The 24,438-nt window shown below is 50.3% G+C and carries 21 protein-coding genes and 1 other RNA gene; 15 read left to right on the top strand and 7 right to left on the bottom strand.

The features are described from left to right. Positions 1-12: 12 nt before the first annotated feature. The 5 genes from ACO0K4_RS06210 (at position 13) to ACO0K4_RS06190 (ending at position 4,219) form a co-directional block, all read left to right on the top strand. A complete protein-coding gene (locus ACO0K4_RS06210; protein WP_422955869.1) occupies positions 13-828 on the top strand; it encodes a CsgG/HfaB family protein in 816 nt (271 codons plus the stop codon). A gap of 98 nt (positions 829-926) precedes the next feature. Next, positions 927-1,385, top strand: coding sequence for a dihydroneopterin triphosphate diphosphatase (nudB, locus tag ACO0K4_RS06205; RefSeq protein ID WP_422955748.1), 459 nt, complete (start codon positions 927-929; stop codon positions 1,383-1,385). Positions 1,386-1,418: 33 nt separating this feature from the next. Continuing rightward, positions 1,419-2,222 carry an endonuclease/exonuclease/phosphatase family protein gene (locus ACO0K4_RS06200; RefSeq protein WP_422955747.1) on the top strand — a complete coding sequence of 268 codons (804 nt, stop codon included), beginning with the start codon at positions 1,419-1,421 and terminating at the stop codon, positions 2,220-2,222. Continuing rightward, the gene (clsB, locus tag ACO0K4_RS06195; RefSeq protein WP_422955746.1) at positions 2,215-3,381 is read left to right on the top strand and encodes a cardiolipin synthase ClsB; all 1,167 of its coding nucleotides are present in this window, start codon (positions 2,215-2,217) and stop codon (positions 3,379-3,381) included. Before ACO0K4_RS06200 ends, clsB begins: the two co-directional genes overlap by 8 nt. 7 nt (positions 3,382-3,388) lie before the next feature. Continuing rightward, the gene (locus tag ACO0K4_RS06190) at positions 3,389-4,219 is read left to right on the top strand and encodes a DUF429 domain-containing protein (protein ID WP_422955745.1); all 831 of its coding nucleotides are present in this window, start codon (positions 3,389-3,391) and stop codon (positions 4,217-4,219) included. Between the two features lie 65 nt (positions 4,220-4,284). Here the strand turns inward: ACO0K4_RS06190 and ACO0K4_RS06185 are convergent, their stop codons facing one another. Beyond that, positions 4,285-4,983: a TetR/AcrR family transcriptional regulator gene (locus ACO0K4_RS06185; protein ID WP_422955744.1), complete on the bottom strand. Its 699-nt coding sequence runs from the start codon at positions 4,981-4,983 to the stop codon at positions 4,285-4,287. A 222-nt stretch (positions 4,984-5,205) separates the two neighbouring features. Here ACO0K4_RS06185 and ACO0K4_RS06180 point away from each other — a divergent pair, with 222 nt between their 5' ends. From ACO0K4_RS06180 to ACO0K4_RS06140, 9 genes are all read left to right on the top strand, one after another. Beyond that, positions 5,206-5,583: an RNA-binding S4 domain-containing protein gene (locus ACO0K4_RS06180; RefSeq protein ID WP_422955743.1), complete on the top strand. Its 378-nt coding sequence runs from the start codon at positions 5,206-5,208 to the stop codon at positions 5,581-5,583. 218 nt (positions 5,584-5,801) lie between these two features. Next, positions 5,802-6,404 carry a TetR/AcrR family transcriptional regulator gene (locus ACO0K4_RS06175; RefSeq protein WP_422955868.1) on the top strand — a complete coding sequence of 201 codons (603 nt, stop codon included), beginning with the start codon at positions 5,802-5,804 and terminating at the stop codon, positions 6,402-6,404. Between the two features lie 112 nt (positions 6,405-6,516). Further along, positions 6,517-8,307, top strand: coding sequence for an acyl-CoA dehydrogenase C-terminal domain-containing protein (locus ACO0K4_RS06170; RefSeq protein WP_422955742.1), 1,791 nt, complete (start codon positions 6,517-6,519; stop codon positions 8,305-8,307). A 198-nt stretch (positions 8,308-8,505) separates the two neighbouring features. After that, on the top strand, positions 8,506-10,908 hold the full coding sequence (locus ACO0K4_RS06165; protein ID WP_422955741.1) for a 3-hydroxyacyl-CoA dehydrogenase NAD-binding domain-containing protein: 2,403 nt from the start codon (positions 8,506-8,508) through the stop codon (positions 10,906-10,908). A gap of 14 nt (positions 10,909-10,922) precedes the next feature. After that, positions 10,923-12,119 carry an acetyl-CoA C-acyltransferase gene (locus tag ACO0K4_RS06160; protein WP_422955740.1) on the top strand — a complete coding sequence of 399 codons (1,197 nt, stop codon included), beginning with the start codon at positions 10,923-10,925 and terminating at the stop codon, positions 12,117-12,119. Positions 12,120-12,390: 271 nt separating this feature from the next. Beyond that, entirely contained in the window at positions 12,391-13,161 is a 771-nt protein-coding gene (locus tag ACO0K4_RS06155; protein ID WP_422955739.1) for an enoyl-CoA hydratase, read from the top strand. Positions 13,162-13,511: 350 nt separating this feature from the next. Then, the gene (locus ACO0K4_RS06150) at positions 13,512-14,063 is read left to right on the top strand and encodes a helix-turn-helix domain-containing protein (RefSeq protein WP_422955738.1); all 552 of its coding nucleotides are present in this window, start codon (positions 13,512-13,514) and stop codon (positions 14,061-14,063) included. 198 nt (positions 14,064-14,261) lie between these two features. Next, a complete protein-coding gene (locus tag ACO0K4_RS06145) occupies positions 14,262-15,431 on the top strand; it encodes an ABC transporter permease subunit (protein ID WP_422955737.1) in 1,170 nt (389 codons plus the stop codon). 402 nt (positions 15,432-15,833) lie between these two features. Next, positions 15,834-16,313 (top strand): hypothetical protein, encoded by a 480-nt coding sequence (locus ACO0K4_RS06140; protein WP_422955736.1) that lies wholly within the window; start codon positions 15,834-15,836, stop codon positions 16,311-16,313. 261 nt (positions 16,314-16,574) lie between these two features. Here the strand turns inward: ACO0K4_RS06140 and ACO0K4_RS06135 are convergent, their stop codons facing one another. The 6 genes from ACO0K4_RS06135 to ACO0K4_RS06110 form a co-directional block, all read right to left on the bottom strand. Continuing rightward, positions 16,575-17,120, bottom strand: a complete 546-nt coding sequence (locus tag ACO0K4_RS06135) for an STM3941 family protein (protein ID WP_422955735.1) — start codon at positions 17,118-17,120, stop codon at positions 16,575-16,577. Positions 17,121-17,450: 330 nt separating this feature from the next. Next, complete coding sequence (locus ACO0K4_RS06130; protein ID WP_422955734.1) at positions 17,451-19,259, bottom strand: TonB C-terminal domain-containing protein; 1,809 nt, start codon at positions 19,257-19,259, stop codon at positions 17,451-17,453. 661 nt (positions 19,260-19,920) lie between these two features. Then, positions 19,921-20,889 (bottom strand): hypothetical protein, encoded by a 969-nt coding sequence (locus ACO0K4_RS06125; RefSeq protein ID WP_422955733.1) that lies wholly within the window; start codon positions 20,887-20,889, stop codon positions 19,921-19,923. A 249-nt stretch (positions 20,890-21,138) separates the two neighbouring features. Beyond that, entirely contained in the window at positions 21,139-21,537 is a 399-nt protein-coding gene (locus ACO0K4_RS06120) for a carboxymuconolactone decarboxylase family protein (RefSeq protein WP_422955732.1), read from the bottom strand. 80 nt (positions 21,538-21,617) lie between these two features. Beyond that, positions 21,618-21,998, bottom strand: coding sequence for a MerR family transcriptional regulator (locus ACO0K4_RS06115; protein ID WP_422955731.1), 381 nt, complete (start codon positions 21,996-21,998; stop codon positions 21,618-21,620). Positions 21,999-22,011: 13 nt separating this feature from the next. Further along, the gene (locus tag ACO0K4_RS06110) at positions 22,012-23,712 is read right to left on the bottom strand and encodes a thiamine pyrophosphate-binding protein (protein WP_422955730.1); all 1,701 of its coding nucleotides are present in this window, start codon (positions 23,710-23,712) and stop codon (positions 22,012-22,014) included. 150 nt (positions 23,713-23,862) lie between these two features. Here ACO0K4_RS06110 and rnpB point away from each other — a divergent pair. Continuing rightward, positions 23,863-24,210: RNase P RNA component class A (gene rnpB / locus ACO0K4_RS06105), an RNA gene on the top strand. Positions 24,211-24,438 lie beyond the last annotated feature (228 nt).

Genomic DNA, 24,438 nt, shown 5'->3' with positions numbered 1-24,438 from the left:
AGTAATTTTATGATGTTCAACAAAGCGGCTGGCAATAAAAACCTGTGGATTCCACTGATCGTATCGGGCTTCCTGCTCAGCGCTTGTGGCGAGAAGAAAACCGAGCTGGGTCAGGGGAGTACTGTTGTCACCGGTGCCGCAGGCCCTGCCGGTGCGACCGCTGCGAGCAAAAGTCTGGTGAAGTGTGATGCGCCGGTAGCGACTATGGCGCTGGTCGAAAATCCTAACGGTTACACCGTACAGACTCAATATAATCTTCCGGCATCGCCCGTACCGCTGATCCGTTTGCTTGCACAGCAGAGTGGCTGCTTCCGCGTCGTCGACCGCTCTGCCGGATTGAAGGCGGTCATCAAAGAGCAGGAGTTGCAAGACCAGGGCATCATCCGCAAAAATTCTACGGTGTCAAAAGGCAAGGGCTACGAAGCGCAATATTCCTTAACACCCAGCCTGACGTTTTCTGAAAATCATGCAGGTGGTACGGTCGAAGCGATCATGGCAATGATTCCATTTTTACGTAACTTCACCGGACTCGCTGAGAAGGTCAGTTTTAAAGAAGCTCAGGTTGCATTATTACTGACAGATAATGAGACAACCGAGCAGCTCGCCGCATCAACTGGCTCTGCCAAGACAACAGATCTGGGTCTGGTTGGTTTTAGCTTCGGCGGAGCAGGCGGCGGTCTTGGCGCCGGCTGGAGTAATACCAATGAGGCGAAGGTGATCGTCGCAGCGTTTCTGGATGCGCATAACAAGTTGGTCACACAAGTTCAGCAATTACAAGCCAAAGACTTGCCGCCACCGGTTCCTGTCAAGTCTGGTAGCAAGCACTAATGCACTAAAACACTAAGGCGTTGTTTACTCCGGGTCAGGACATTGGCGGTCTGTATTTACGCGTATCATTAGGGATCGGCAAATACAGATAAAAAGTGATGAGCGAATTTAAAATTCCTGTTTCCGTATTAGTGGTGATTTATACGACAGATCTGGATGTGCTGTTGATCGAGCGTGCTGACCGGCCAGGATTCTGGCAATCCGTCACAGGGTCTAAAGATAGTCTGGATGAGACTCTGAGGGAGACCGCCATCCGTGAAGTCATGGAAGAAACCGGGATCGATGCGAATGCATTTAGCCTCAGTGACTGGCAGCTCTCCAATATCTATGAAATTTATCCGGTCTGGCGTCATCGTTATGCGCCCGGTGTGACGCAAAATACGGAGCACGTATTTGGTTTATGTGTATCGCGACAGGTCCCTGTAAAGCTCGCTCCGCGTGAGCATTTGCAATATAAATGGTTGCCATATCGCGACGCGGCTGACACCTGTTTTTCGGCGTCGAATGCTGAGGCAATTTTGCAATTGCCTGCCATGCTGACACCCGTTCATCAATAATTCACTAATTACTCATCAATCACCGGAAACCCAATGAAACTGCGCATTGCCACCTACAATATTCATAAAGGGGTTAGCGCATTTGGACGGCGTGCCCGCATCCATGCAATCAAAGAGGCGATTGATTTATTGGATGCAGATCTGATTTTTTTACAGGAAGTGCAAGGGCAGCACGACCTTCATGCGATCCGTCATCCGCACTGGCCTGGACAATCACAGCATGATTTTTTGGCAGGTGATTCGCATCATTCCAGCTACGGTATGAATGCGGTTTATGATCACGGCCATCATGGGAATGCTTTGCTTAGCCGGTATGCGATTGCCGCATCGACTAACCATGATGTATCTGACCATGCTTATGAGCAGCGCGGCATCCTGCATTCTGTCATCAAGACACCTGCTGCAGATGTCCATTGCTTTGTGATTCATCTGGGATTATTTGCGGCCAGTCGCCGGCGTCAGGTGCAGGCATTGATCACGGAGATACAAAGCAGTTTGCCGCCCGATGCGCCTTTGATTATTGCCGGTGATTTTAATGACTGGCGCAATCATTTAAGTAGCAGCCTGTACGAACATCTCGGTGTCAGGGAAGTATTTGATGATGGACAACACCGCGCGTTTCAAGCCTTGCTTCCGATGCGTAAAAACACCATTAAAACCGGACGGACCTTTCCTGCCGGCTTGCCTTGGCTGAGTCTGGATCGCGTTTATGTGCGCGGTTTTTCGGTAGAGCAGGCACAGGTATTGTCAGGGGCGCCATGGAACAAGTTATCGGACCATGTGCCCATCGTCGCGACGCTGGAATTTCTTTCGCCTGTGATTTCGGATCATGCGTAAGCTTCAGTTTGTCGCCGGAAATCAGATTCGCTTACTATTTTGCGGCGATGAGTATTTTTGTGCGCTGATCGGTGAAATTGATCGTGCTACACAGGAAATTTATCTGGAGACCTACATCTTTGCCGATGATGCGACGGCGCTTCAGGTGCAGCAGGCACTGGTGCGTGCGGTCGCCCGTGGCGTTGTCGTCCGGGTGATTATTGACTGGCTGGGTAGCGGTGGAAAACAGTCTGAACCCCTGGTAGCCATCATGCTTCAACAAGGTATACAGTGCCGCAATTTTAATCCCTGGTTCAAGCGTGGTCTGGTAAGGACGCACCGAAAAATTTGTGTGATTGATCAGCGCTGCGCTTTGGTTGGCGGCTTAAATATTATTGATGATCTGATTGCCGATGACGGGTCCGGAGAGACGCTTCAGTTTCCGCGCTGGGATTTTGCCGTACACATTGCCGGACCGCTGGTGCCGCATATCCATCTGGAGGTGTGCGCGCAATGGATGCGGCTTGGGCGCTTGAATTTAAAATCACGCTTTCAGCTCATGCGTCATCTGCATGAAGATATTCATCCCAGTTCGCATCAGGCGATGCTGGCGAGTTATGTGGTGCGGGATAATCTGCGTAATCGCACCACGATACAGCGCGCTTATTTGCAGGCGCTTGGTCTGGCAAGAAAACGCGCGATTCTCGCTAATCCGTACTTCGCGCCAGGTCGCAAGCTGCGCACAGCACTGATTTCGGCTGCCAGCCGCGGTGTGGATGTTACCTTGCTGATTGGAGTCGGTCAGTTCAAGTTGCAGGATGCGGTCACTCATTCTTTTTATCCTAAACTGCTGAAGCATGGCGTCAAAATCGTCGAGTATCGCAAGACGCAATTGCATGCGAAAGTCGCCGTGATCGACCACGACTGGGCTACGGTAGGATCGAGTAATTTTGATGGGCTCAGTTTGTTCCTGAATCAGGAGGCGAATATTGTCATCCGTGATCAGGAATTTGCAGAGCAATTAATCCTGCATCTGGAGCAGGGTATTGCTGATGGTGTCACCGTGGTCGCCGAGGATTATGCCAATCATCCCTGGTACAAACGCGTCTGGTACGGTATTGCCTATCTTATTTATCGCTTCCTGATGCGGGTCGTGACCTTCGGTAGCTATACCTCATGAGGCCGTCATGAGATTGTATGGCGTTGATTTTACTTCGGCACCCTGCAAGCGTAAGGGGATCACCATTGCGGGTGCAGTGTTGCGTGATCAGACACTGGTATTGCAATCGCTGTCGGTGCTGGATGACTTCGCCGCGTTTGATGACTGGCTGATGCGCCCCGGTCCTTGGGTTGCGGGTTTTGATTTGCCGTTTTCGTTGCCGCGAGAATTGATTGTGCATCTCGGCTGGCCACAGGATTGGCCTGCGCTGATGCAGCAGCTAAACAGCATCTCACGGGCCGGAATGCGCGAGTTATTTAAAGCATTTTGCGACGCCAGACCTGTGGGCAATAAATTTGCCCATCGCGCTGCGGATAAGCCAGCAGGTTCGTCGCCGTCCATGAAATGGGTGAATCCGCCAGTGGCCTATATGCTGCATGCAGGTGCGCCACGTCTGCTGCATAGTGGACTGGTTTTGCCCGGCATACATGGCATTGTTCAGTCAGATTCCAGGATTGCACTGGAGGCGTATCCCGGAATGCTGGCGCGCAGCATCACCTCGGCATCGTATAAAAGCGATGACCGGCGCAAGCAAACGCCGGAACGCTTCGAGGCAAGGCGATCCATCATCGCCGCACTTGAACGCGGCGCTACCCCCTGGGGTATTGCTGTGGACTGCGCCGGGTTTCGCCAACCCTTGCTCGATGATGGTAGTGGTGACTTGCTGGATGCCTTATTGTGTGCCGTTCTGGCGGCGTGGGGATGGCAGCGGCGCGATGAAAATTTTGGCTTGCCTGCCTTCGACCCGCTTGAAGGTTGGATCGTTGGTGCAGACGTGAATGCCCTCGATCAAGCGTGATTGGATAGAAGGGTAATCTATACTACTACCTAGTATATTTTAATTGCCTAGGCGGAATAAGCGGATTAATGGGTATTTTCAGTGCGAACAGGGGGAGTATCGGTGAGCGTCACCATCTGAGTAGTTTGTCCTGTCTGCGCTGCGGCTAAAATTCCTGCGGTGATGAAGCGCAGCAAATGGGGCGTCGCAACCTCGGCGTTGCGTGCCGGGCATAAGCCTTCAGACAGGCGCTCCATTCGCGTATCCACCACGTGATGGAGTAAGGCACCCAGGGCGAATTGATAGCACCAGAATACCGTGGCTTTCGGCGCAGACGGTAGCGCGCCACTCAGTGCGTCGATGAATTCGCGTGCCATCGGATCGTAGAATTCGCGGGTAATCCTGTCACTTGCCTCATGTCGGTCAACCACGCCGCGCATCACAATCCGTGAAAAATTCACCCCGTGATCCTGTTCATTGAGTTTGAGCACCGGACTGATAAACGCCGCGATAATCGCATTAAGGGCGATCGCCGGATCTGTATGCAAGCGCGCGCGCCGCAGCTCTGATAAGCGTTCTGCAATGTAGCTGCTATGGTGCTCGTAGATCGCATGATACAACTCGTTCTTGGCGCCGAAGTAGTAACCCACCAAGGCGACGGGCACACCAGCTTCATGGGCGATGTCACGTATCGACACACCCTGATAGCTTTGTTCTGCAAAACACTTTTCGGCGGCGATCAGGATCGCGCGCTTTCGTCCGCTTAAATCATCCAATGAGCTCATAGTACGATAGGGTAGAAAGCAATTGCTTGGTGCGCTGATTGTACGACCGTACAAGCATTTGTCTATGCGCGCCGCAACATTTGCACCTGATCTGTGCAAACCAGGGTTCATGTTCTATAAATATCTTGTGTTTGTCATGGGGCTGAAATACATTGCAAGAAAATAGAATGAACGTGTTAAAACCAGGCGCGCAGTTCTGCTGCCATTCGCCACCCGGGACAAATGACTGACTCCATCCGTATCGACAAGTGGCTCTGGGCCGCCAGATTTTTCAAAACACGCACGCTCGCCACTAACGCGGTTGAATTGGGACGCGTGCTTCAGAATGAACAACGGGTCAAACCTGCGCACAGTGTCAAGTCCGGCGATGTTCTTGAGATTCATCATGCCGATCAGATCTGGGTAATTGAGATTCTGCGAATATCCGATGTACGCGGCTCTGCCAGCATTGCTCAAACCATGTATCAGGAAACTGCTGCCAGCGCAGAACGTCGCGCTCAGTCGGCGCAAGATAAAAAATATTTTAAGGAACCGAGTGCAGCGCTTAGCGGTCGCCCGACTAAACGCGACCGGCGGTTGCTTGATTTTAGTAGAAGCTAAAGACGGTACAACGAGGCAGCAGTGTGTGCCTCAAAACGGTTCAAGTGAGTGAGCCTCTAAATAGATACTCTCCTCTAAAGGCGCTTTCTGGTTTGACTTTTAGTGCGCTGTGCTTAATAGTACGAGCGTTCGATTAATTCACATGTTTGCATCAAATCTGTGCAAACATGAATCATTTCAACACGATTAAATGTATTATGAATATGACATCGAAATTCATGCGTAAAGGCGAGCTAACCCGCGCCGCCATTCTGGATGTTGCACTGGATGCAGCCAGCCGTGATGGCATCGAGGGTTTAACCATCGGTTTGCTGGCTGACAAAATGAACATGAGCAAGTCCGGCGTGTTCGCCCATTTTGGTTCGCGTGAAGATTTGCAGATCGAGGTGTTGAAGCTGTATCACCACCATTTCGAGCAAGAAGTGTTTTATCCAAGTATGAAAGAAGAGCGTGGCTTGCCGCGTTTGCAGTCGATGTTTGCCCTATGGGTCAAACGTGTCACCGTTGAAATTGCCTCTGGTTGCATCTATATCAGTGGTGCAGCGGAATACGATGACCGTCAGGGCCCGATCCGCGATGAGCTGGTCGGTATGGTGCATGCATGGCAGGGTGCGTTGCGCCGTGCCGCGACCCAGGCAATCCAGCTTGGACATTTGCATCATGATGTCGACTCTGAGCAGATCGTGTATGAAATGTATGGACTGATTCTGGCGTTACACCACGATGCACGTTTTTTGCGCAAGCCGGGTAGTGTAGAGCGTGCAGAAGCAGGATTTGAACGATTAATCGAGTGCTATGCGCCAGAATCGGTCATCGCTTAATCAGTGTTGAAAAGGCATTGGAGCAGGTCGGACGCAGGCATCAAAGAACACTAGAAAGTTTGTCACACCACCGTCTTAATTTTGTTTTATTTTTAGCCTTCAGGAGAAAATCATGGGTCAATACGTCGCTCCCTTGCGTGATATGCAGTTCGTTCTGCATGAACTGTTAGCCGTAGAAGGCGAATTAAAGCATTTGCCAAAATACGAAGAAATTGATGCCGATATCATCAATCAAGTGCTGGAAGAAGGCGGTAAATTTACGTCGCAAGTGCTGTTCCCCTTGAACCACTCCGGCGACCGCGAAGGCTGTCATCACGACAAAACAACGCATGCTGTGACCACACCAAAAGGCTTTAAAGAAGCCTACAAACAATATGTAGAAGCCGGCTGGCCAGCACTCTCTTGTGATCCGGAATTCGGCGGTCAAGGCTTGCCACTGGTACTGAATAATTCATTCTACGAAATGATGAATTCTGCCAACCAGGCATGGACGATGTACCCAGGTTTGTCACACGGCGCCTACGAATGTATCCACGAACACGGTACTCAAGAGCAAAAAGATTTGTACCTGCCAAAACTGATCAGCGGCGAATGGACTGGCACAATGTGCCTCACCGAGCCACATTGCGGCACCGATCTCGGCATGCTGCGTTCTAAAGCAGAACCACAAGCAGATGGCTCCTACATGATCTCCGGCGCGAAGATTTTTATCTCCGCTGGTGAACACGATATGGTTGATAACATCGTGCATCTGGTGCTGGCACGTTTGCCTGGCGCACCAGAAGGCTCCAAAGGTATCTCCCTGTTTATCGTGCCTAAATTCTTGCCAAATGCAGACGGTAGCGTCGGTGCACGCAATCCAATTTTTTGCGGCGCGATTGAAGAAAAAATGGGCATCCACGGCAATTCAACTTGCCAGATGAATATGGACGGCGCAAAAGGCTGGTTGATCGGCGGACCGAACAAAGGTCTGAACGCGATGTTCGTGTTCATGAACGCGGCACGTCTGGGTGTAGGTATGCAAGGTTTAGGTCTGACCGAAATCGCTTACCAAAATGCCTTGGTCTACGCAAAAGACCGTATCCAGATGCGCAGCCTGTCTGGCGTAAAAGCACCGGACAAGCCAGCCGATCCTATCATCGTCCATGCTGATGTGCGTCGTATGTTGTTCACTGCAAAAGCCTACGCAGAAGGCGCCCGTGCATTCTGTTCCTATGTAGCGCTGCAACTGGATAAAGAACTGAATCATCCTGACGAAGAAGTGCGTAAAGAATGTGCTGACGAAGTCGCTTTGCTGACACCGGTGATCAAAGCCTTCATCACTGACAACGCATGGACAGCCACATCCGAATGTATGCAAGTATATGGTGGCCATGGCTTTATCTCCGAATGGGGCATGGAGCAATATGTACGTGATTCACGTATCAACATGATTTACGAAGGTACCAACACCGTCCAGTCTTTGGACTTGTTAGGCCGTAAAATCTTGGGTGATAACGGTGCCAAGCTGCGTAAATTCGGCGCAAAAGTACAAGCATTTGTTGAAGCCAATGGCACCAATGAAGCAATGAGCGAGTTCGTTACGCCGTTGGCTGAGCTGGGTGATAAGGTCACTAAGCTGACCATGGAAATCGGTATGAAGGCTTTCCAGAATCCAGATGAAGTCGGCGCTGCTGCTGTACCGTATCTGCGTGTTGTCGGTCATTTGGTGTACAGCTATTTCTTCGCACAAATGGCAAAAATCGCGCTGGAAAAACAAGATTCAAGCGACACCTTCTATAAAGCAAAACTGGCGACCGTACGTTTTTACTTCGCCCGTCTGTATCCGGAAACAGCGATGCTGATTCGTCAAGCACGTTCTGGTTCTGCAAATCTGTTATCGCTCGAAGCGGATTTGTTCTGATGAAATAATGAGCAGGTGTAGGGTGCACTTATCGCTGGGTACAATTCTTCTGGCGCGCAATATGTGCATCTTTTGCCTCTCTTCAATTTCAAGCGGTGCGCATGGCGCACCCTACGAAATCTAAACCTCTCTCGTCGTTGAGAGAGGGTTCAAAGAAATTGCTTTTCGTTGTTCTACGAATTCCACATGAGGTTAAAAATGACCAATTTCATCGTTAAAAAAGTCGCCGTTCTTGGTGCCGGTGTAATGGGTGCGCAAATTGCTGCGCACTGCATCAACGCAAAAGTACCTGTCGTATTATTTGATTTGCCCGCCAAAGAAGGCCCGAAAAACGGTATCGTTTTGCGTGCTATCGAGAACCTGAAAAAACTTAATCCTGCTCCGTTCGGCAACAAAGATGACGCTGCCTTGATTGAAGTCGCCAACTACGAAGACAATCTGGAATTGCTCAAAGGTTGCGACCTGATCATTGAAGCGATTGCTGAACGTATGGACTGGAAGCACGACCTGTACAAGAAAGTGTCCCCGTACATTGCACCAAATGCGATCTTCGCATCAAATACATCAGGCCTGTCGATCACGGCCTTGTCCGAAGGTTTCGAGGCTGAATTAAAAGCCCGTTTCTGCGGTGTGCATTTCTTCAATCCACCGCGTTACATGCATCTGGTTGAGTTGATCCCTACAGTAGCAACCCGTCCAGAAATCATCGACCAGCTCGAAGGTTTCCTGACTACCTCATTGGGTAAAGGCGTTGTACGCGCCAAAGATACACCGAACTTTATCGCCAACCGTGTCGGCATTTTCGGCATGCTCGCTACGATTTATGAAGCAGAAAAATTCGGCCTGTCCGTCGATGTTGTCGATGATCTGACAGGTAAAAAACTTGGTCGCGCTTCGTCCGGTACTTTCCGTACTGCCGATGTCGTAGGTCTGGATACCATGGGTCATGTCATCAAAACGATGCAAGATAATTTGTCTGATGATCCATTCTTCGCCGTCTACAAAACACCAGAAGTATTGGCCAAACTAGTTGCCGCCGGTGCACTGGGTTCCAAGACTGGTGCAGGTTTCTACAAAAAAGTCGGCAAAGATATTCAGCGTCTGGATTTCGCTACAGCACAATATGTGACTGGCGGCGCGAAAGCGGATGACGTCGTTGCCCGTATGCTGAAAGAAAAAGATCCCGTCAAGAAAATGAAAACCTTGCGTGAGTCGACCAATGTACAGGCACAGTTCCTGTGGGCGATTTTCCGTGATGCTTTCCACTACATCGCTGTGCATGGCGCGACGATTGCCGACAATGCACGCGACATCGATTTCGCGATGCGCTGGGGCTTTGGCTGGAACGTCGGTCCTTTCGAGACATGGCAAGCATCCGGCTGGCAAGAAGTTGCTGGCTGGGTTAAGGAAGATATCGATGCGGGTAAAGCGCTGTGTAATGCACCGTTGCCAGCTTGGGTATTTGATGGACGCACCGGTGTACATACAGCAGAAGGCTCCTGGTCTGCCGCGAGCAGCACCTATGTGCCACGCTCTACATTAGCGGTTTATGACCGTCAGGCTTTCCGTGCCCCTGTATTGGGCGCTGGTGCTCTGACTGGTGCAACTGCAGGCACGACTTTCTTTGAAGATGACTCCGTTCGTATCTGGCACCAAGGTACTGATCAGAAGCCTGATGACGTGCTGATCTTGTCCATGAAGACCAAGATGCACGTAATTGGCCCTGGTGTAATCGAAGGTATGGAAAAAGCAATTGCCGAAGCCGAGAAGAATTACAAAGGTCTGGTAATCTGGAATGCGGATGCTGCCGAGGGCGGTGCCTTCTCTGCTGGTGCTGATTTACAAGCGATGTTGCCGCTGTTTATGTCGGGTGGCGTCAAGGCCATCGAGCCAGCGATTTCACGTCTCCAACAAGCGCATCAAGGTTTGAAATACGCTAATGTTCCTGTCGTCGCTGCGGTTGCCGGTCTGGCACTCGGCGGTGGTTGCGAATTGATGATGCACGCTGCGAAACGTGTTGCCTCTATCGAATCCTATATTGGTCTGGTCGAAGTCGGCGTGGGTCTGGTGCCAGGCGGTGGCGGTTTGAAAGAAGCCGCAGTTCGTGCCGCATCAGATGCCAAAGGTACTGACTTGCTGCAATTCCTCAAAAACTACTTCACTAATGCCGCGACCGCCGCCGTATCTAAGTCTGCATTAGAAGCGCAAAAAATGGGTTACCTGTCGCAAGACGACGTGATCGTATTCAATGCCTATGAATTGTTGCATGTAGCGAAAGTCGAAGCTCGTGCCATGTTTGATGCTGGCTATCGCGCACCAATGCGTAAGCTGGTGCCAGTCACTGGTCGTCACGGTATCGCATCAATCGCTGCACAACTGATCAATATGCGTGATGGCGGTTTCATCTCTGCGCATGATTACAAGCTCGGCAAGATGATTGCTGAAGTCGTCAGCGGTGGCGATATCGATAACGGCAGTCTGGTCAGCGAACAATGGCTGCTCGACCTGGAGCGCAAAGCGTTTATGGAATTGCTGAATCATCCAAAAACGCAAGAGCGGATCATGGGCATGATGCAAACTGGCAAGCCAGTTAGAAACTAATCGGAGTACACAACATGACTAAACAACTTCAAGACGCTTACATCGTCTCAGCAACACGGACCCCGATCGGCAAATCTGGTCGCGGCATGTTCCGTAATACACGTCCTGACGATTTGCTAGTGCGCGTATTGCAATCGGCATTTGCTCAAGTCCCTAATCTCGATCCGAAACTAGCAGAAGACGCCATCATCGGTTGCTCCTTCCCCGAAGGTCCGCAAGGCCTGAATCTCGCTCGTATGGGCGTGTTGCTGGCAGGTTTGCCAAACACCATCGGTGGCGTCACCATCAATCGTTATTGCGCCTCCGGTATCACCGCAGTGGCGATGGCGGCAGATCGTATCCGCGTCGGTCAGGCAGATGTCATGATCGCAGGCGGTGTTGAATCAATGTCCATGGTACCAATGATGGGTAACAATCCATCCATGAACATGGCGATTCTGAAAGACGAAAACGTCGGCATGGCATACGGTATGGGACTGACTGCAGAGAAGGTTGCGCAACAATGGAAAGTCTCGCGTGAAGCACAAGATGCGTTTGCTCTGCAATCTCATCAACGTGCTATCGCTGCGCAAAACGCAGGTTACTTTGATGCAGAAACCACCTCGGTCGATATCATTGACCGCGTACCAAATCTGTTGACTGGCGAAATCGAATTAAAAACTCGTACCGTCAGCCGCGACGAAGGCGCACGTCCAGATACATCCTTGGAAGGCTTGGCAAAACTGCGCCCGGTGTTCGCAAACAAAGGTAGTGTGACTGCGGGTAACAGCTCGCAAACGTCTGACGGCGCTGGCGCATTGATATTGGTTAGCGAAAAGATTTTGAAGCAATTCAACCTGACTCCGCTGGCACGTTTCGCATCCTTCGCAGTGCGCGGCGTACCACCAGAAATCATGGGTATCGGTCCTAAAGAAGCGATTCCGGCAGCATGCCGTGCCGCTGGTATTACGCAAGATCAGATCGACTGGTTTGAATTGAACGAAGCCTTTGCAGCACAGTCTCTGGCAGTGGTGCAAGACCTCGGCCTCGATCCAGCCAAAGTCAACCCGATGGGCGGCGCGATTGCTCTTGGTCATCCATTAGGTGCAACTGGCGCAATCCGTTCTGCTACTACGATCCATGCTCTGCACCGTAATAATTTGAAGTACGGTATGGTGACGATGTGCGTTGGTACCGGCATGGGGGCAGCAGGCATTTTCGAACGTATGTAAATGGAACTACTGATTCAGTTACTGCGCGACACAATCTTCAGTCGGCGATGCTCACCGTACTTTCGTACGGCTGCGTTTCTCAACTGAACCTTGAGTCGCTCGCTACGCTGCCTCAGCATTTCCAAATCCCGATGCAAATAAAAAACCGCATATGAAATTTTCTATGCGGTTTTTTATTGATCGATCAAGCTAAAAATGGATAGTCAGCTTGATTCAGTAAATTCCAGCATAATCTGTACAGCACAAATTTAATCAAAACTCAGGAGATCACATGGATATTTTGACCCACATCGAGAATGGCGTTTTGACGATCACCTTCAATCGTCCCGAAAAGAAAAATGCCATCACCACCGTGATGTATCAGGCGATGGCCGACGCAATTACCGCAGCAGAAGACAATACTGCCGTACGCGCAATCCTGATTAGCGGCAGGCCAGAGATTTTTACTGCGGGTAATGACCTCGAAGATTTCATGAAAAATGCCACCGCAGAGCAACAAGGCGTGCCGTCCGTTTATCAGTTCATGCACGCATTGAGTCATACCAGCAAACCAGTGATTGCCGCAGTCTCTGGCGCAGCAGTCGGTATCGGCACGACTTTGCTCATGCATTGCGACATGGTGTATCTGGCCGATAACGCTAAACTGTCAATGCCATTCACGCAATTAGGTTTGTGTCCGGAATTCGCCTCCAGTCTGATTTTCCAGCAAATCGTTGGCTACCAGCGTGCAGCAGAAAAATTAATGCTAGGCGAAGCATTCAGCGCTCAGGAGGCCTATGAGATCGGCTTCGTCAACAAAGTATTGCCGCTGGACGAATTGCTGCCATACGCACAGAAACAAGCCGCGAAATTAGTCGCCTTGCCAGCCGCCTCCATCCGCGCAACCAAGCGTTTAATGAAAGGCAATCAGCACGAGGCCATTATTGCGAAGATGGGTGAAGAAAATAAATACTTCCGTACGATGCTGACAGCACCAGAAGCCAAAGAAGCATTCATGGCTTTTTTCCAAAAGCGTAAACCTGATTTCTCACAGTTTTCTTAATCTAATGGTAGCTGTTTCGTAAGAGATCGCAGTGTTTGTTAAAAAGTCCGCATGATCGCGGACTTTTTTTATACGAAAAATTAAGCTTATCTACATCATTGACTATTTTTGATGCGTATGTCGCCAGGATTTCATGAAAGTCTTAGCTTGCATGCATCTGAAATAATTCTAAGTCTCAGCCCATTTATTTCAATGTGAGATTTTACAAACAAAGTCGGGGCTATCAGTTTATGTATTAAAAATGTTTGTGGTTATCTCATATTTGGTCTATATTCTCAAATATGAGAAAAAAGACCGTCAACACTTTTACAAATATTCCAGAGTCAACTGCCTCGGAATTGCTTAGCTCAATGGATATGCGACTTGCGCTCCGGCTCGCCAGTTTGCGAACCGAGCATAACCAGTCACTCGACGGGCTTGCCATTGCCAGTGGCATTAGTCGTGCCACTTTATCGCGCCTTGAGCGCGGGGAAACCAGCCCGACGGCAAGCTTACTTGGCAAGTTATGTGCGGTGTACGGGATCAGCATGTCACGACTACTTGCAGGTGTTGAGCCGCAACTGGTAAGTTTTATTCCCTATAGTTCGCAGTCAATTTGGGTTGACCCAGAGTCCGGCTTTCATCGGCGAACTGTTTCTCCTCCGTCGCGCGATTTCAAAATAGAGATGGTCGAGATCATACTCCCCGCGGGTGGCGTTGTTACCTACGATGCCCCTACCGTCTACGGTACAGAGCAACATTTGTGGATGCTTGATGGCGTACTGGAATTGAAAATTGATGGCACGGAATATCGTTTAACGCAGGGCGATTGTCTACGATTTCATATGCGCGGTGCGGCTCATTTTAGGTGCCCCGGACCTATTGCTGCCCGCTATGCAAGTATGAGCTGTCACCCGGAATAGCCACATGCCCACGTTAGCTCAGCCAATACATTTAAGCTAAAGAGCGCTCAGTTTGATAGCAGTAGTAAGTCAACTAATTACGGGCAAAAAAGGCTTTCAACAGTAAGAAAAAAATCACTAATTTAGGCAAACGATACCAACCCGGATATTGCTCTGCGTTAAATGGAATGCCGCTCTTTGGACTTGAACCTGATAGCCATGACTAATTATTTTGATACGGCCAGTAATCCCAAAAAAGCTTATACGCGCCTGGCCTTGATCGGAATCGTTATAGTGATCTTTCCGTTTGTCGCCTCCAATTTCGGTAATTCCTGGGTGCGGATAATGGACTTTGCCCTTCTATACATCATGCTAGCGCTCGGGCTGAATATTGTCGTCGGATTTGCCGGTTTGCTTGATATGGGATATATCGCTTTTTACGCGCTAGGCGCATACATGAGTGGTTTGCTGGCATCACCACAATTTGCAGTGGTGCTGGAGTCATTGGTAAATCATTACCCAGCTATCGGAAATTGGCTAATAGCGATCTTCGGATCAGAAGTCGCTCAAAATGGGATTCATTTGTCTGTGTGGTTTATCGTTCCGCTCAGTGCTGCACTGGCGGGATTTTTTGGCATTCTGCTTGGCGCTCCGACACTCAAGTTACGCGGCGACTACCTGACAGTCGTGACACTCGGCTTTGGTGAAATTATCCGTATCATGATCATTAATTTCAACGATCCGGTCAATATCACAGATGGGCCTAAAGGGATCAACATGATTGATCCAATCCGGATTTTTGGCGTATCGCTACACGGCGAGGCGGGTTCTAACGCCACGGTGTACTTGGGCAGTTTTTCGATGCCGTCAGTAAATGCCTACTATTTTCTGTTTCTCATACTATGCATCGGGATAATTTTTGTAACCGTGCGTTTACAAAAGTCACGTCTGGGCCGCGCTTTTGTTGCGATCCGAGAAGATGAAATTGCCGCCAAGGCGATGGGAATCAATACCAGCAAAATCAAACTGCTGGCATTTACGATGGGGGCTTCTTTTGGTGGCGTGGCAGGGGCAATGTTTGCCGCTTTTCAGGGCTACATATCACCAGAGTCATTCTCGCTAACAGAGTCGATTTCAGTACTATCCATGGTGATTTTGGGTGGAATGGGACACGTTCCTGGCGTAATATTAGGAGCCTTGATACTCACAGTGCTCCCTGAAATCTTGCGTCATATGGCTAATCCCCTGCAACAGGTTTTATTCGGACAAATTTTGATGCCCCCAGAAGTGCTACGGCAATTATTGCTCGGCTCGGCCTTAGTATTAATTATGCTGAACCGACCGGCAGGATTGTGGCCGTCGCCAAGACATGAGGATGCTTTGGAATAGGATAGCAGTAATTTTCTAGTTGCGATAACTTGTGTTAATACAAAAAGCAAAAGAGGGCGACATAGAAATTCAACAGTTGGTAAAAGACACCAAAATTTTTATGATCGGTGGACTAGCATTTTTTATGATTTTTGGAATGATCAAATAAATGACTGAATTTTTAAAATTATTTCCTTATGCAAAAGAAATAAGTGGAATTACATTTTTACTATTGTTGATGATTTTATTGGTATTTGCTCACCCTTATAGAGATGAATTTAGAACGCGAAATTCTCTATATAGTGTGATCTTAGATTTGGAGAAACAAGGTAAGCCAAAGGTGAAGAGAATCAAGTTCACGTTTTATGCATTAATGATTTCTTTCTCAATTTCTTTATTTATCTGTTCCTTTTAGGAGTCACTATGAAGTCGAAACGCAACTTCCTCATTTGTCTTGCCTTGCTAGCCGTGGCGCAGCCTGCTATTTCGCAAGACCAGACGTCGCCTCAATCTTTGCTGGTCGGGCGGTGGCGTCATATGACTCTGGTTCGAATTGTGGACGGAACAACGCTGGCACCACAGCATTTTGATGGGAGTGGATTACTTGAGTTTACCAATTCCAATACCTGGCAGTTAACCAGTCCGAATAACAAATCTGCAGGCACCTACAAGTGGCTGGAATCCGGCGAGCTGGAAACGACAACGCTGGAGTCCGGTCTTGCAATTCAGGTTGGAACCGTTTCGCGCAAGCAGGTGCGAGTTGATAATAATCGCCTGAACCTGATCACGGTTCAAACTGCGGCGGAGGCAGCGAAGTTCCAGCCGCCAGCAAAGCCAGGAGTTCGTCGCTCCTCGGATGTCGTCATTACCTCAATCTTCGCCAGAGTTCCGCCCGAGAATTGATGATCAAAACTCAAGCAAGCTGACAAACTTCAGCACGCTACAATTTACAGTTGACTTTGAATGTTAGGGGGCTTTTGGATATTGCTGAAGAATTGTTGCTGCGTAATGGGTTTGGAACTTATCTTGTGATTGAACGATTTCTCGGAGAATGTTCCCTGAGCTGTACAGACGGTTGTTAAGCTGAACATATGTACGATGTGAGTCTTGATCCTGGAATTCGCCATCTTTTATAAGACGAATCATGTGTCGTCTTAATTTCGGTCACTTCACTCCATATTTAGTGTGGTAGCGTGTGATCATCTCTTCCAATTCTTCAAAATTCAAATTTAATGATTCTGGAGTGATAGAAATCGGGCTGTCGCACAGTTTGAAGTTTATCCAGTTAAAAAGACGTTGTAGCGGATTGCCACGTAGAATATATTTTTGTGGATCCCTTACTTTGATGATCAGAATTTTCAGTGACTGTAATTGAAATACATCAAATCCAACTATTTCGTGCCACGGAATAATGCCTGCTGAGAGTCCGCTAGAGTTATCTAGTAAGCCTGTCGAATTTAAAATCAGACCGGGTTTGTTATCGGTCAATTTAATACTGCCTATTGCGGCGCATGCTATAAAAAACAGCGCACATAGCACGCCAAGTGCTTGCAAAATGAATGGGCTGATATATTGCCCTAGCCATGGTATTTTGCGATCTTCGAGGAAAAACGTAAGAAAAATTACGATTATAAAGCTGTACGAGATGATGACTGTGGAGCGTAGTTTTTTCTTGTCGAGGGCAATAATTTTTTCGTCAGTACCGTACATGATCAATCCTGAAAAGTGAGGGAATTTTGTCCGACGTGGTTATCGCTTTTCTGATAATCAATACTACATGTAGCATGCTGCCACGAATAAATCGCCTGCGCAATTACTCCCGGTTTGCCTGACGTATCTGGCAGTCCCTAGCCCATTCAGTTTGTTTGTGAACATAATACGCTCGCCCGGAGGTGAGGTCATATTTTCTGACGGTTGGCAACGATACAGAAAAACGCTATCGCGAAGAATCTCACTCTGCCAGATCGTCAATCAGAATGCATTCACTCATCTGCGTGAGATGCGACCCAGTGATGAATATGGTTCCAATAGACGTCACCATCACTGCAGGCGAATGGTGACGTCGAATATCCAGGTGCGGCGAATTTCGATCACGTCGTACTGGCGCGCCAGAGCGGGCGTGAACGCGGGATAAGGCGCCTGGCTGGCCACGACTTTTCGTATTGCGTCGTCGATAGCGGCGACACCACTGGAGACGACAAAAGTTACTTTCTCTACAGAGCCGTCTGCGCGGATGGCGACTGTCACTAAAGGCTGGACGTGGGATTGTTTTACCACTTCGCGAATCATGTCAAATGCCATGTTTCTCTCGATCTTGCGGCTCATCGCTTCTGCGTAAAGGACGAGATCGGCGTTTGCGTCGGCGCGTCCGAGTAGCCAACCTCGGCGAAGACTACTCACCGAGGGCAGTAGTGTGCGTGACGGATTTTTCAAAGCGGCATCGCGCTGAGCTGCCTCTTCGTTGAGTTGTTTCCCGATGGCGCGCAGCCGCTCTTCACGCGCCGTCTCATATTCCGCCCGTTCCCGCTGTACTTGCTCCAGTTTGTCCCGCTCTTGTTTTGCCTGCTCTCTTTGTAGCGCCTCCCTTCGCAAACTCTCTTGATGCAGGCCCTCTTGCCGGGCAAGCTCTTGACGTTCGGCGGCTACACGTTCGGTCTCTTTACGTGCGGCTTCGCTTTTGGCTGCTTGCTCTGCACGCACGGCGTCTTGTCGTAGCTGCTCTTGCCTTGCTGTGTCGAGCTGGGTTTGTCTGATCTGTTCTTGTCGTGCGGCTTCTTTGCGACCAGCTTCCAGTCTGGCTGCCTCAGCTTTGGCAAGTTCTTGTCGAGCCGTCTCTTGCTTAGCCTGTTCGGTTTGTCTTGCCAGCTCTTTTTGTGCGGCGTCTCGTCGCAGCTTTTCTTGCTGCGCAAGTTCCTGACGTTGGGCTTCAAGGCGCTCAGCTTCTTTGCGCACAGCTTCGTTTTTAGCAGTTTGTTCAGCGCGTGCAGCATCTTGTCGCAATTGCTCTTGCCGCGCTGCGTTGAGCTGGGCTTGTCGGATTTGTTCTTGTCGTGCAGTTTCTTTGCGGCTCGCTTCTGCTCTTGAGGCATCAGCGCGGGCTAGCTCTTGTTGAGTCATTTCGTTTTGCCTTGCCTGCTCTTTTTGCAGTGCCTCTCGTCGCAACTCCTCCTGCCGGGCAAGCTCCTGACGTTCGACTTTCTGACGCTCTAGCTCTACTTGCGCAGCTGTATTTTTTGCAGTTTGCTCAGCGCGTGCAGCGTCCTGTTTTACCTGCTCTTGCTGCTTGTTTTCTCGCTGAGCGGTTGCTATCAGTTCTGCTTGTTTCAATTCTTCGGTGTTCTGCTTTTCGCGCTCAAGTGCGATTTGTTCAGGTACTTGCTCTTGGATATTTTGTTTAACCGGTTTCGGCGGTGTGCTGTCCGCATTGTTGGGTAAAGAAATTTTATGAACTTGGGCAGGCGTGTTTTGCACCACAGAAGTCATCTCTACTGCCGTTGGTTGCGGGTCGAGTCTTTTCTGCGATGTTATGACCGTCTCCACCGGCGGGGCAGTGGCGATTACTGGTGTCGTCGCGGGTATTGGCGGCGGGATCACTGCAGTAGTGATCTCGCCGTGCTCCACTGCGGGATCTGACGTGGTCATTAATGTGGGCTTACCCGACACGGCGGGCGTGTTGACCGCACTGAGCATCTCCTTGGGGCGTTCTGCTGGTTCCGGTGCTGATGTCGAGGTCGTGGGCTGCGCTGGCAGAAGCAGGATGAGTAAATCATTGGCTCCTAGCCGCCTTTCTTTCCAGGGAAAGTTAAGTCCGGGAAGCCCGAACGCCTGACCACCCAAAGTGATGCTCAACAGCAGCGCATGAGCTACTAGAGAGAGCAGCAGCGCAGCACTCAATCGCGAGGGTTCATTCTGAAAGAAAAGATCAGTTCTCAAATGTCAAACCCTTTGCGCAGATGCGAATGAGGTTCCTCGCATTTCTGTCAGCTCATAATTGGTTCATGCGACGCTAACTTATGTCGATATCACCGTCGGTGAAAACAGCACTATTGTCGCGTAAGATATGTTGCAATTTCGATTACATGTATTTTACAGGCAGTGGCGTGGTAAATGAAAAAATTACGTCATTTGAAATTGCATATTCAGTCGATAGCTTATTGTGCTTCCATGCAATTCGGGCGTGTTTTTTAAGCAGAATTCCGTGTCCTTATCCTGACGAAGGAAATCGCTGATCTCACTTAAAGGTAGCGCGAACAGGCATCGCATCAATTCGGAAAAATACACATTACAATGGCGCGCTACTTCTTTTGTAGATTGATTTGACTAACATCAATATTTAATCTGAATACAGCCTCAAATATCAATTACTCATAGGGAGTATATTTTCATTACCTAAGTAAATAATGCGGTATGAGGCATTTTTATTGAGGTAAGTAAGGGAGTATATGGCTCTCATCTTATTTTCTGGCATCCTGCAGTATGCATAAATCTGGCATTTTCACCAGGCATATGCTTACTTGGTTTTTCCCTGATCATCCGTATTTTTCAGGCCAAATAGGGTTTTTATTTTCTCTTTTGCGGCGACCAGTATTGCTGCACTGATCGCGGCGAGTATGCCTAAATACAGTTTGTTGATCTCATCCCAGGTTTGGCTGATGAGATCCCAGAAACCATTTTGCACATTGTTCTTGATGTCGACGCTCACGGTGATCTCTGTGTCCTGAGAGATCACGGACTTTGGTGTGCCGCTGCAGTCCTCGGATTTATATAGTTCGACCGTGGCGCTGACTTTAAACTTGCCTAGTCTTTTTGGGGTTAATGAGAATGGGATTTCGGAACCGGACGGCGTGAGTTCGGTGCAATCTTTGCCTATCGCTTTCCATTCAAAATCGGGCGCAATCGGAACGATCTTTGCTGATCTTTTTTGTGGATCGACGCTGAAGGTTTTTTGCGTTTCTGCCTGACCCGCTTCTTTGGCGGGCACATTGCTCGCCAGTCCTACCCATACCTGCATCTCGCCTGAGCTTTTCATCGGAATCCTGGTATCGGCTCTGACACGCGCCAGATAAAGTGCGTCGTCGTTGGCTGAGCTTGGGTTGGTGGCTGGGTTGGTAGCAGGACCGAGCTTGTCATCGCGCTCAGCGCCTGCGGCTGCAGGCGTGCCTGACTCTGCACCAACTGTGGCCAGCGTCGCTTTGTGTGCTTTTTTGTGTTGCTGGTTGACGGTGGCGCGTACACCTGTGACGGTGACTGCTTCTAAGTCTGGCATCTGAGCGGGCGGCTTAGCGGTGTCGCGATGTGGCGCAGCTTGTGCTGGATATGCCGGAGACGGAGGTGGCGGGGGAGGCGACGGTGGCGGCGGTGAGGCATGTGCTGGTGCTGGTGTAGATTCTCCAGCAGTACGAGTCATTGGAGGTGCATCGGATGCGCAACCGTTGAGCGCGCTCAGCAGGCACAGAAGCAAGCTCAATCTGGTTCGCATGACATGTCCTTTGAGGCGCGATCAGAAGGCGCCAGTGATTACTATTATATTAATAAATTTGCAATTATCAATGATTTTTATTTGCTAGATAAATCTTGGTGGCGGGCATTATTGCAGTGGATGGTGAGGGTTTTTTAGTAGTTCTCAATGCGATGCCGCAATGTTGATGCGCCTCCCAGGCCTAAAACACCTGGTAAGGCCCGCCAGTGCTGCGGGTCACAATGAGAAGCTATGTAACCCAGAGATGATTTATATCGCCCGCTCGGCAAAGACTTCTTTTGCTGTGAACATCCCATTCAATGCCGCGGGAAAGCCTGCGTAGACCGCCATCTGGGTGATGATCTCGATAATTTCTTCTTTGCTGCAGCCGACGTTCAGCCCGCCGTGAATGTGGACTTTTAACTGGGGCTGACAATGGCCCATTGCTGTCAATGCGGCGACGGTGGCGATCTCCCGGCTTTTGAGATTCAGACCGGGTCGCGAATAGATGTCGCCGAACGGAAACTCAATGGTGTAGCGGGCTAGATCGGGTGCAATATCGCTGAGTGCATCGATGACTTTTTGACCGGCGTCGCCATCGATTTCTGCAAGCTTTTTTAGTCCGCGTTGATACCGGCTGGTATCTGCGCTTGAAGTACTGTCAGTCATGCTGTTCTCCTGATGAAGAGGATGTTGGGGAAAACAGCAGCGTAGATCTGAGAGCGGACTCTCAGTCAATAGGTATCGTATTATTTTTTCTTCGAGATGTTGGTCGTCGCGATGATTTCATCGTGGTACCAGCGAATTTTTTCTTGTAGCTGGGTGTAGTGTTCTTGCTGTGTCTGAATTTGCGATGCCAGTCGCTGTGCATGAACGTCCAGCATCTGCTGTCGCGCTGTCAGTGTTGTTGCGCCTTGTGATCTCAGAGTCGCGTAGGCGAGGATGTCGGCCAGCGCCATGCCGGTATTTTTTAATCGTGTGATGAATGCCATCCAGAGAATGTCACTGTCGCTAAAGTCGCGATGCCCGCTTGCCGTTCGCCGTATATCGGGGAGTAAGCCGATTTTTTCGTAATAGCGAACGGTGTGCGGACTGATGCCGGTGCGACTGGCGAACTCCTGAACATTCATCACTGCGCCCGTATCATTGTGCTGATTGCTTATCCAGTGCGGCCTGGCGCATTTGAGCCAGACTCATACCTGGAGTGATCAGGTTGCCGTCGTAACGCAATTCGATCAGTGCCGGTAGCTGATGAGTACGGGTATGGGTGAGCGCGCGTTGCAGGGCGGGAGCGAATTCTGCCGTGGTGCTGACGACTTCGCCGCTGGCGCCGTAAGCGCGTGCCAGCGCAGCAAAATCGGGGTTGTGCAAGTCGGTACCGGAGACGCGTGCCGGGAAGGTTTTTTCCTGATGCATGCGGATAGTGCCAAACATGCCATTGTTAAACACGATGATGATCACACCGGCCTGATATTGCACAGCGGTGGCCAGCTCCTGGCCGTTCATCAGATATTCGCCGTCACCGGCAAAAGTAATCACGGTGCGCGCAGGATCGATGATTTTAGCGGCGATACCGGAGGGGACGCTGTAACCCATGGCGCCGGAAGTCGGTGCCAGTTGTGTGCGCCAGCCGCCATAACGAAAATAGCGGTGCGCCCAGGTAGCGTAGTTGCCCGCGCCGTTGGTGATGATGGTGTCGGCGGGGGCTGACTGCATGATGTCTTGCACCACTTGCCAGAGATTCAGCGGTGCTTGCTCGTTCTTAAAAATCGCCGGTTCTTGTTGCCATGCTAGTAGTTCGGCGCGCGCTTCTGCAACCGTATGTTGCCAGGCACTGGCATCGAGTGCTGCCATTTCGGCCAGGCATTCAGCGATCTCTTGCATGCCGCTATTGATCATCAGATCTGCCTGGTACACGCGGCCGAGTTCGAGCGCGTCGCTGTGGATGTGGATAAGTGTCTGGCGCGGGATTGGCGCTTCCAGGATGGTGTAACCGCTGGTCGTCATTTCGCCGAGACGCGGGCCGATGGCGATGATCAGATCCGCCTCTTGCACGCGTTTTGCGAGCTTGGGATTGATGCCGATACCAACATCGCCGATGTAGTGGGGATGGGTATTGTCCATCAGATCCTGAAAGCGAAAAGCGCAGGCGACCGGCAACTGATTGCTGACGGCGAAGCTGGCAATATGCTCGCAGGCTTGCTTATTCCAGCCACTGCCGCCGAGCAGCACGAGCGGTCGTTGCGCCCCTGCCAGAAGACGACGAAATTGCGCGAGCTGACTGCCGGAGGCTGAGGCTTGTATCGGAGTGTAATGGCGGGTGTCAGCGACGTCGGCAATGGCTGACAGACAGTCTTCTGGTAATGCCAAAACGACGGGGCCGGGGCGTCCGCTGGTAGCAACCTGAAAAGCCCGCGCGATGTATTCGGGAATGCGATCGGCGCGGTCAATTTGCGCTACCCATTTCGCCATCGGACCGAACATGCGGCGATAGTCGATTTCCTGAAACGCCTCCCGCTCAACAAAGTCATTTCCAACCTGGCCGATAAATAAAATCATCGGCGTCGAATCCTGATACGCCGTGTGTACCCCAATGGAGGCATTGGTGGCACCGGGACCGCGGGTCACAAAGCAGATGCCGGGTTTGCCTGTCATTTTGCCGTAGGCGTCTGCCATGAATGCCGCGCCACCCTCCTGGCGGTTGATGATGAAGCGGATGGAGCTGTCATGCAACGCATCAAGCACCGGTAAATAGCTTTCGCCCGGCACACCAAAAATCGTATCGACCCCATGCACTTCTAAAGCATTGACGACCAGCTGACCACCAGAACGCGATTTAATCATGACAATAAGACCAGTTCGGAAAAACCCATACGCTAGCAGAAAGCGCCCGCGTCGTGCTGGCTTTGCGCAGGAAATAGAGTGGGTATTGTGCGGGATCAGGGTATTTCGATGTTGCGTCGCATCATCTCTGTAGCTGGTACAATAGCGCCCGAAGCAGGCCAGACAATCGCTGGCTTTGGTGTGAGCCAAAGCGGGAGGAAGGTCCGGACTCCATAGAGCAGGGTGACGGCTAACGGCCGTACGTTGAAAGCCAGAGCGAAAGCCGAGGTATAAGGCGAGGAATAGGGCCACAGAGACGAGCGTATTTAGTTACGGTGAAACGCGGTAACCTCCACCCGGAGCAATTTCAAATAGGCACGCGTTGAGGCGGCTCGCGGAGCGTGCGGGTAGAAAGCTTGAGCGGCGGAGTAATCCGTCGCCTAGAGGAATGATTGTCATAGCACGAGGCAGTAATGCGCAGTGCCGTAACAGAATCCGGCCTACCGGCCTGCTTCATTTTTTATCTCACATCCATTTATATCCCCACACATTGCGAGCAGGTTCGCACACTTGCATATACCGGTATGGTTTTTGAATGCCAGGCGTAGCGTACAAAAATGCTCAGACCGCTTGGCAATTCGCTGCCCTTGGCGCACTATTGATAAAAATCCAGTGTTACACTGATAATAGCTCTGTACCCGTTTAGACTCATTCGCACTCCCGATGAAATTGTTAACCGACCCTAAG

This window comes from Undibacterium sp. RuTC16W, assembly GCF_049339445.1.
Taxonomy (GTDB): domain Bacteria; phylum Pseudomonadota; class Gammaproteobacteria; order Burkholderiales; family Burkholderiaceae_D; genus Undibacterium.
The sequence above is the reverse complement of the archived record's forward strand: the minus strand, read 5'-3'. Positions and strand labels throughout refer to the sequence as shown.